The organism is Rhizobacter sp. P3_B12 (genome assembly GCF_056402895.1).
Genome location: NZ_JBFUGN010001250.1, coordinates 1 through 1498, shown reverse-complemented (window position 1 = coordinate 1498; position 1498 = coordinate 1). Strand labels below are relative to the sequence as shown.

Annotated in this window: 3 protein-coding genes; 1 reads left to right on the top strand and 2 read right to left on the bottom strand. The window is 70.3% G+C overall.

The features are described 5' to 3' along the window. Positions 1–292: CorA family divalent cation transporter (locus AC1D01_RS34255; RefSeq protein ID WP_477873914.1), on the top strand; the 292-nt coding region annotated here is incomplete at its 5' end. 12 nt (positions 293–304) lie between these two features. Here the strand turns inward: AC1D01_RS34255 and ybeY are convergent. Further along, positions 305–754 (bottom strand): rRNA maturation RNase YbeY, encoded by a 450-nt coding sequence (gene ybeY, locus AC1D01_RS34250; RefSeq protein ID WP_477873913.1) that lies wholly within the window; start codon positions 752–754, stop codon positions 305–307. A gap of 2 nt (positions 755–756) precedes the next feature. Then, on the bottom strand, positions 757–1498 hold a 742-nt coding region (locus tag AC1D01_RS34245; protein ID WP_477873912.1), incomplete at its 5' end, for a PhoH family protein.

Genomic DNA, 1498 nt, shown 5'->3' with positions numbered 1-1498 from the left:
GAGCCACGTGCGGCGGCTCGAATCCTCGGCCGAGACCGCGGTGCAGATGCATTTCTCGGCGCAGAGCAACCGCACCAACGACATCATGCGCACGCTGACGGTGCTGACCGCGATCTTCCTGCCGCTGAACCTGGTCACCGGGTTCTTCGGGATGAATTTCGAGGGGCTGCCGCTGATCCACAGCGGCGACGGCGTCTGGATGGCGAGCGGCTTCATGCTGGTGATCGCAGGCTCGCTCGGCTGGTTCTTCTGGCGCAAGCGCTACCTGAGCACGTCGCGCCATCCGCGCTAGGGCCTGTCCGGCTCAGCGGCGATAGGGATCGTCGTAGCCGAGCCCGGCGAGGATGCGCGTCTCCTCGGCCTCCATCTCGACCGCTTCGTCCTCTTGCTCGTGGTCGTGCCCCTGCGCATGCAGCGTGCCGTGCACCAGCAGGTGCGCGTAGTGCGCCTGCAGCGCGATGCCCTGCTCGCGCGCCTCGGCCTCGACCACCGGCGCGCACAGGATCAGGTCGGCCTGCACCACCGGCGCGTGGCTGTAGTCGAAGGTCAGCACGTTGGTCGCGTAGTCCTTGCCGCGGTACTCGCGGTTCAGCGCACGGCCCTCGTCGGCATCGACGATGCGCACCGTGATCTCGCCGGGCGCCGCCAGCGCCGCGCGGATCCAGCGCGCCACCTTGTGGCGGGGCAGCTCGGCGCGGTGCGATGCATCGGCGAACTGCAGCGAGAGGCCCAGTTCGGGTCGTGCGGTCGCCATCGTCAGATCCTGTCTGCCGGCGCGGCGTCGTAGGCCTCGACGATGCGCGCGACCAGCGGGTGGCGCACCACGTCGGCGGCGGTGAAGCGCGTCATCGCGATGCCGGCCACGCGGCGCAGCACGCGCTCGGCGTCGATCAGCCCGCTGTCGGTGCCGCGCGGCAGGTCGATCTGGCTCACGTCGCCGGTGATGACGCACTTGCTGCCGAAGCCGATGCGCGTCAGGAACATCTTCATCTGCTCGCGCGTGGTGTTCTGCGCCTCGTCGAGGATCACGAACGCATGGTTCAGCGTGCGTCCGCGCATGAAGGCGAGCGGCGCGATCTCGATGTTGCCCTTCTCGAACGCCCTGCCGACCTTCTCCATGCCCATCAGGTCGTACAGCGCGTCGTACAGCGGGCGCAGGTAGGGGTCGACCTTCTGCGCCAGGTCGCCGGGCAGGAAGCCGAGCCGCTCGCCGGCCTCGACCGCCGGCCGCGTCAGGATGATGCGCTGCACGCTGCTGCGTTCCAGCGCATCGACCGCGCAGGCCACCGCGAGGAAGGTCTTGCCGGTGCCGGCCGGGCCGATGCCGAACGTGATGTCGTGCGCGAGGATGTTGCGCAGGTACAGCTGCTGGTTGGGCGTGCGGCCGGTCAGGTCGGGGCGGCGCGTGCGCAGCAGGATCTCGTCGCCCTCTTCGTCCGGGGCGTCGCCCGGGGCCGCCTCGCGCAAGGCCGGGCGCCCGAGCACCGGCGTGCGCGGC

What these genes read in the sequence shown, in the direction of transcription:
- ybeY (WP_477873913.1), bottom strand. Translation starts at nt 754, where the DNA reads ATGGCGACCGCACGACCCGAACTGGGCCTCTCGCTGCAGTTCGCCGAT.